General features: G+C 66.1%; 6 protein-coding genes. 1 reads left to right on the plus strand and 5 read right to left on the minus strand.

The features are described from left to right. Positions 1-3: 3 nt before the first annotated feature. From ACVOME_RS16175 to ACVOME_RS16195, 5 genes are all read right to left on the minus strand, one after another. Positions 4-1,176, minus strand: coding sequence for a cystathionine gamma-synthase (locus ACVOME_RS16175; RefSeq protein WP_481505284.1), 1,173 nt, complete (start codon positions 1,174-1,176; stop codon positions 4-6). Between the two features lie 123 nt (positions 1,177-1,299). Further along, positions 1,300-2,670, minus strand: coding sequence for a pyridoxal-phosphate dependent enzyme (locus tag ACVOME_RS16180; RefSeq protein ID WP_197572000.1), 1,371 nt, complete (start codon positions 2,668-2,670; stop codon positions 1,300-1,302). 304 nt (positions 2,671-2,974) lie between these two features. Then, complete coding sequence (locus ACVOME_RS16185; protein WP_053516987.1) at positions 2,975-3,211, minus strand: HP1242/YdcH family protein; 237 nt, start codon at positions 3,209-3,211, stop codon at positions 2,975-2,977. A 324-nt stretch (positions 3,212-3,535) separates the two neighbouring features. After that, a complete protein-coding gene (locus tag ACVOME_RS16190; protein WP_053516988.1) occupies positions 3,536-4,420 on the minus strand; it encodes an OmpA family protein in 885 nt (294 codons plus the stop codon). Then, positions 4,417-4,782 carry a DUF4398 domain-containing protein gene (locus ACVOME_RS16195; protein WP_053516990.1) on the minus strand — a complete coding sequence of 122 codons (366 nt, stop codon included), beginning with the start codon at positions 4,780-4,782 and terminating at the stop codon, positions 4,417-4,419. The genes ACVOME_RS16190 and ACVOME_RS16195 overlap by 4 nt, the downstream gene beginning before the upstream one ends. A gap of 121 nt (positions 4,783-4,903) precedes the next feature. Here ACVOME_RS16195 and ACVOME_RS16200 point away from each other — a divergent pair, with 121 nt between their 5' ends. Beyond that, positions 4,904-6,031, plus strand: a complete 1,128-nt coding sequence (locus tag ACVOME_RS16200) for a PilT/PilU family type 4a pilus ATPase (protein WP_053516991.1) — start codon at positions 4,904-4,906, stop codon at positions 6,029-6,031. Positions 6,032-6,143 lie beyond the last annotated feature (112 nt).

Below are 6,143 nucleotides of genomic sequence, written 5' to 3' on the forward strand. Positions count from 1 at the left end.
GGCTCAACCCAGCGCCCGTTCCAGGTCCAGCTGCAGGTCGCCCAGGTCTTCCACCCCCACGCTCAGGCGCACCAGCGCATCGCTGATGCCCAGCTGCTCGCGGCGCGCGACCGGGATCGACGCATGGGTCATCACGGCAGGATGGTTGACCAGGCTCTCCACGCCGCCGAGCGATTCGGCCAGGGTGAACAGCTCGGTCTTCTCGCAGAAGCGCTTGGCCGCCTCGAAACCGCCCTTGAGGACGATCGAGACGATGCCGCCGTAGCCGCCCATCTGGCGGGTCGCCAGGTCGTGCTGCGGGTGCGAGGCCAGGCCGGGGTAGATCACCTTGTCCACCGCCGGGTGCTTTTCCAGCCATTGGGCCAGGGCCAGCGCATTGGCGCAGTGCGCCTTCATGCGCAGCGGCAGGGTCTTCAGGCCGCGCAGAGCCAGGAAGCTGTCGAACGGCCCCTGCACGCCCCCCACCGAGTTCTGCAGGAACGCCATCTGCTCGGCCAGTTCGGCGTTGTCGCCGACCACGACCATGCCGCCGACCATGTCCGAATGCCCGTTGAGGTACTTGGTGGCCGAGTGCAGGACCAGGTCCGCCCCCAGTTCCAGCGGACGCTGCAGCATCGGTGAGGCGAATGTGTTGTCCACCACCACGATCAGGCCATGGCGCTTGGCGATGGCGGCGACCGCAGCGATGTCCACGATCTTCAGCATCGGGTTGGTCGGGGTTTCGATCCATACCATGCGCGTGGCCGGCGTGATCGCAGCCTCGAACGCGGCCAGGTCGGTCAGATCGACGAAGCTGAAGTCCAGCCCGGCGGTACGACGGCGCACGCGCTCGAACAGGCGGAAGCTGCCGCCATAGATGTCATCCATCGCCACCACGTGGCTGCCGGCGTCCAGCAGTTCGATCACGGTCGAGCTGGCGGCCATGCCGGAAGCAAAGGCGAAACCGCGGGTTCCCCCCTCCAGCGAGGCGACGCAGCGCTCATAGGCAAAGCGGGTCGGATTGTGCGTACGCGAGTATTCGAAGCCCTGGTGCTCGCCCGGGCTGGACTGCGCATAGGTCGAGGTGGCGTAGATCGGCGGCATCACCGCACCGGTGCTCGGATCGGGCGACTGGCCGCCGTGGATGGCCAGGGTGGCCAGGGCGAGCGCGCGATCCTGGGAAGAAGCGTTGGGCATGTTGATTCCTGATGGGCACCGGCGGACGGTGCCGTCGAAGGAGCGGAAGTCTATCAGCGCGGCCTTAACAACCTTTGACGCGAATAAACGTGAATTCAGCTGTGATCGTCTGCGAACTTCGCGTTACTGAACGCGACGCCGCAGGTAGTTGAGCAGATCGATCCGGGTGATCAGGCCGAGGAAGGCGTTGCCGTCCATCACGATCGCCACCTGGCCACGGTCGAACACGGGCAGCAGGGCTTCGATCGGCGACTTCACGTCCAGCCGGTCCAGCTTGCTGACCATGGCCGTGGCCACCGGATCCCGGAAGCGCGCCTCGTCGCCGTAGACATGCAGCAGTACGTCGCTTTCGTCGACGATGCCGACCAGCTGGTCGCCCTCCATCACCGGCAGCTGCGAGACGTCGTACAGCTTCATCCGCTGGTAGGCGGTGGTCAACAGATCATTCGGGCCGATCACGACGGTGTCGCGCTGGCCGTACGGGCGCAGGATCAGGTCGCGCAGGTCGCCGTGCTGCGGGCGCTCGAGGAAGCCGTTGTCCAGCATCCAATAGTCGTTGTACATCTTCGACAGGTACTTGTTGCCGGTGTCGCACACCAGCACCAGCACCTTCTTCGGCGTGGTCTGCTCGCGGCAGTACTTCAGTGCGGCGGCGAGCAGGGTACCCGTGGAGGAGCCACCGAGGATGCCTTCCTTGCCCAGCAGTTGGCGTGCGGTGTGGAAGCTCTCGGCGTCGCTGATGGCATAGGCCTTGGTGACACGGCTGAAATCGGAGATCGAGGGCAGGAAATCCTCGCCGATGCCTTCCACCAGCCAGCTGCCCGACTTGTCATTGAGCACGCCATCGTTGATGTACTCGGCCAGGATCGACCCGACCGGGTCGGCCAGCACCAGCTCGGTCTTCGGCGACAGCGTGGCGAAGGCGCGCGACAGGCCGGTCATGGTGCCCGAGCTGCCGCAGCCGAACACGATGGCGTCCAGATCGCCGCCCATCTGCTCCAGGATCTCCGGGCCGGTGCCGAATTCGTGGGCGGCCGGATTGTCGGGGTTGCCGAACTGGTTGATGAAGTACGCGCCCGGCGTCTGCTCGGCAATGGTCTTTGCCAGATCCTGGTAGTACTCCGGGTGGCCCTTGGCCACGTCCGAGCGGGTCAGACGCACTTCAGCGCCCATCGCCTTCAGATTGAAGATCTTTTCCCGGCTCATCTTGTCGGGAACGACCAGGATCAACTTGTAGCCCTTCTGCTGGGCGACCAGGGCCAGGCCCAGTCCGGTGTTGCCCGCGGTGCCCTCGACCAGCGTCGCGCCCGGCTTCAGGTCCCCGCGCTTCTCCGCTGCCTCGATCATCGACAGGCCGATGCGATCCTTGATCGATCCACCCGGGTTGGCGTTCTCGAGCTTCAGATAGAGCTCGCAGACACCGGTGTCCAGGCGCTGGGCCTTGACGATCGGGGTCTGGCCAATGAGTTCGAGGACGGAAGAATGGATGGGCATTCGCAGGACTTTCGGTTCGCGCCACACAGGGCCGGACAGATGATTATCCGACGGATGGCGCTGAAAGTCAGGTCAGTCCGGGTATGGGCGCGACGCTGCCGGAAAAGGGATGCGGACGGCCCCGGATCGACGAGGAGACCGGTACCGTCCGCATCGATGAGACAGGGACGTGCGGGCCAAGGCACCACCGCCTGTGGTGCCTTGGCGCGGCCGCCGTCATCGGCGGTACCGCGACGCCAGGGCGCGAGCGCCTGGCCGGGCCTTCTGTGGCCGGATCACGCCGTTCCGGGCGTGACGAGGTGCGTCACAGCGTGGCGGACGTCGTTGGGAGCGGTGTTTCGTACATTCGCAGAAGTCGTTGCTTGGCCAGCAGCTTCTCACGCTTCATGCGACCCAGGGTGACATCATCGATCGGGAGTACACCCAACTCCGCGTCCATGCACTTCTTGTTCAACTTGCGGTGCTGGTCATGGAGTGCCCTGAACTCCGGATCACGCGCGCGACGTGCGTCGATCTCGCTCTGGGGCTGATCTTCAAACATGATGGACCTCCTTCGACAGATACGCGAACGCCCCGGCCGCAAGGCACGGGGCGTTGTTCATGGAGGAGCGCCGTTCGATGGCTGCATGGGTGCGCACAACGACCTGCGGCACTGGCCTGCGCACGTCGGTCTGCTGCGGTTCGCGCCCTGCTTGCATCGGCCCGGCCCTCCCATCGTCCGGTCCGCGGCATTGCGTCCCGGACGATTGACCCTACGCCTGCTCCGGGCGGGGTACAAGACCCCTGCGACAAAAAGACCGAACCCCGCCGGGGCGGGGTTCAGGCTGAATGCTCAACGCAACGAAAAACAAACAATATCAATCAATTACGGGGCGATGATGACCTCGGCCGAGCGCGCCCGGGTCGACGCCGCCTTCTTGCCGCTGATCTGGATGCGGTTGCTGGCGACACCGCCCGCCACCAGTGCATCACGCAGGGCCTCGGCGCGCTTCTGCCCGACGCCGTTGGCGCTGTCGTAGGCCTCGATGCGCAGCCGGCCCTTCTTGCCGATGTTCAGGTACTCGGCCAACGCCTTGGCCTGGTTGCGCGCCCCGGCGGACAGACTGGAGCCGCCCGCTCCGAAAGCATCACCGGCGAAGGTGAAGACCTCGCCGCGTCCGTCGAACTTCGAGCCCGGCAGTTTCTGCCCGGACACCAGCTCGGCCTCCTCGCGGGCCAGTTTCGCCGCATTCTGCTGGGCCGCGCTCAATCGCTGCTGCTGCTTGCCGGCCACGCTGGTCAGGGCGTTCTCGGCGTCCTGCCGTGCCAGCGTCTCGGCCTCGGCAGCCTGACGCAGGCGTTCAGCTTCCTCGGCCTGCATCTGCGCCTGCATGCGCAGCTGTTCGGCCTCCTGGCGGGCGCGGGCGGCATCGCGGCGGCTCGCCTCGATCAGCAGGTCACTGCGGGTCCGCTCGAGCCGATCGACCTCACGGGCGGCCAGGGCCGCGCGTACGGCGGTCTCGGCGATCTCGACCCGGCGCTGGGCCAGGTAGGTCGCCAACTCCTGGTCGCGGCGCTTGGCCTTGTCCAGGGTGGCAATGGCCTGCTGGGCCTGCATGCGCTCGAAGGCGCCCAGTTCGGCGGTGTCCGGATTGGCCTGGATGGCCATCAGGCGCTGGCTCAGCTGGGCCACCACGGGGTTGTCGGCCGCCAGGGCAAGGGTCGGCAGAGCCAGCAGTACGGCCAGGGTTGCGGCGTTCACGGGTTTCACCGGCGGTCCTCCCCGGTCGAGAGCTGGCGCTGCAGCTGGTTGACCTCGTTGCGCCGCAGCTGCAGCTGCGCGGTGGCAGTGGCCTCCTCGCTGCGGGCGCGGGCCAGGTCGGCATCGGCCGCCGCGCGCAGGGCCATGGCCGGGGCGTTCTTGCGTTCGCGGCGATCGCCAGCGGCGCGCTGCGCCTGCTCCAGGCCCTGCCGGGCCAGATCGATCAGGTCCGGGGCGTACTGGTCGGCATCGGCCTGGGTGGCCTTGTCCACCGCCTGCCGGGCCTGGGCCAGTTCCAGCGCACCGTCCTGCGCCCAGGCGGGGGCAGACAGTGCGAATGCAAACGCCATCACATACAGGCCGTGGCGCATTCGTGCGAAGCTAGGTCGTTTCATTGGGGAGGCCGTACCGGTTGTCGGTTCACGGCCATTGTCGTCAAGCCAGCGCCGTGCTTGCAACGGGCGCCGGCAGTTTCGTTGGGGAAAATTCGCGATGGATATCGGCTACTTCCTGAAGCTGATGACCGAAAAGAACGCCTCAGACATGTTCCTGACCACCGGAGCACCGGTCTACATCAAGATCGAGGGGAAGCTTTACCCGCTGGGCAACACCGGCCTGCCGCCCGGCATGGTCAAGAAGATCGCCTATTCGCTGATGGACGAGGGCCAGGTGCCGCAGTTCGAGCGCGAGCTGGAGCTCAACATGGCCATCGCCCTGGCCGATGCCGGCCGTTTCCGGGTGAACGTGTTCAAGCAGCGGGGCGAGGTCGGCATGGTCATCCGCGCCATCCGCAGCCGGATCCCGAGCATCGAGGAGCTGAACCTGCCGCAGGTGCTGAAGGACGTCATCATGACCCCGCGCGGGCTGGTGCTGGTGGTGGGGTCCACCGGTTCCGGCAAATCGACCTCGCTGGCGTCGATGATCGACCATCGCAACAGCACCACGACCGGACACATCCTCACCATCGAGGATCCGATCGAGTACCTGCACAAGCACAAGATGTCCATCGTCAACCAGCGTGAAGTGGGGCTGGACACCCATGCCTTCCACAATGCGCTGAAGAACGCGATGCGCGAGGCCCCGGACGTCATCCTGATCGGCGAGATCCTGGATGCCGAGACGATGGAAGCGGCCATCGCCTTCGCCGAGACCGGCCATCTGTGCCTGGCCACGCTGCATTCCAACAATGCCGACCAGACCATCGAGCGGATCCTCAACTTCTTCCCGGAAAGCGCGCACAAGAACGTGCTGATGAACCTGGCGCTGAACCTGCGTGCGGTGATCAGCCAGCGCCTGGTGAAGAACAAGGACGGCCGCCGTCTTCCAGCCACCGAGGTGCTGATCAACACCCCGATGATCCGCGACCTGCTGCGACGCGGCCAGGTGCACGAGATCAAGGCCGCGATGGAAGCCTCGCTGGAAGAAGGCATGGAGAGCTTCGACCAATGCCTGTTCCGGCTCGCCAAGTCTGGCGTGATCGAGCAGGAGGAAGCCTTGCGCGCTGCCGATTCGCGCGACGGCCTGGCGCTGAAGTTCCGCCTCTCCGAAGGCAGCAGCGGCGAGCACGACCCGTACGCCGACTATTCAGCAGGCCAGCCGAGCATCACCCACGGCTTCTGATCCACCCCCGCCGGGCCATGCCCGGCGGCAGTGCACGCCCATCGGTAGCCCCCGGGCCAGCCCCCCCGGCGCGGACGAAAAAATAAAGGGGGGGGGGGAACCAAAAGACAGC

The sequence above is a fragment of the Stenotrophomonas sp. STEN008 genome (assembly GCF_056760435.1).